Below are 1027 nucleotides of genomic sequence, written 5' to 3'. Positions count from 1 at the left end.
CTCGCACCGCCGCTGGTTGTCTGGGCATTGCTGCACGGGCAATGGCAATGGGCATTTCTGATCGTCGGCGTGCTGGGGATAGCCTGGAGCGCGCTGTGGATGCTGCTGTACAAGCATCCGCGTCATCAGAAGCTGCTGAGCGACGCTGAACGGGATTACATCCTCAGTGGGCAGGAGGCAAAGCATAGCGATGGCGGCGCGCCCAAGAAAAGCTGGACTGAAATGCTCGGAAGCCGCAATTTCTGGGCGATCGGCATTCCACGGATTCTGTCGGAGCCGGCTTGGCAGACTTTCAATGCGTGGATTCCGTTATACATGATGACCGAGCGGCACATGAACCTGAAGGAAATTGCGCTGTTTGCGTGGATGCCTTTTCTGGCTGCGGACATTGGTTGCGTGCTCGGCGGCTACCTCAGTCCGCTGTTTCATAAGTACGCGAAGGTCTCGCTGTTCACGTCGCGCAAGATGGTCTTCGTGTTCGGTGCACTGTGCATGGTCGGGCCGGCCTGTGTCGGCCTGGTGGCCAGCCCTTACGCGGCTATTGCGCTGCTGTGCGTCGGCGGCTTCGCCCATCAAACCTTGTCGGGTGCGTTGTATGCGATTACGTCCGACGTGTTCGGCAAGAACGAAGTCGCCACTGCCACGGGCATGGGCGGTATGGCGGGTTACCTGGGCGCTGCGGCATTCACGGCGTTGTTCGGCGTTCTGGTCACGCAGGTCGGTTATAGCCCGCTGTTTGTCGTACTCGCGGTGTTCGATATTATCGCGGCGTGTGTGGTGTGCTGGCTGGCGAGAAGCGGCGACCGCATGCTCGAGCCGCAATTGGTGGCAGTGAGTCCTGGGGTCAAGTAGGGCGAGGGGCTAGGAGTGTGCGCGGCAGACGGAATTTGAGCCGTCGATACTGACGCCGCAGCGACCGGCATCAACGCCGGGCCCGGTTTCGCTCTCCAATGCGCGTCAAATGGTTTGCCCGAGAGCGAAATCGGACAAAGTTGCCCCCTCTTCGGGGCTTACGCGAACGTCATTT

General features: G+C 60.3%; 1 protein-coding gene. It reads left to right on the top strand.

Annotated features, from left to right (window positions below; all coding sequences use genetic code 11):
* Positions 1 to 852: MFS transporter (locus AWB68_RS45345; RefSeq protein ID WP_125483320.1), on the top strand; the 852-nt coding region annotated here is incomplete at its 5' end.
* Between the last annotated feature and the right edge of the window lie 175 nt (positions 853 to 1027).

The sequence above is a fragment of the Caballeronia choica genome, assembly GCF_001544535.1.
Lineage (GTDB): Bacteria > Pseudomonadota > Gammaproteobacteria > Burkholderiales > Burkholderiaceae > Caballeronia > Caballeronia choica.
The sequence above is the reverse complement of the archived record's forward strand: the minus strand, read 5'-3'. Positions and strand labels throughout refer to the sequence as shown.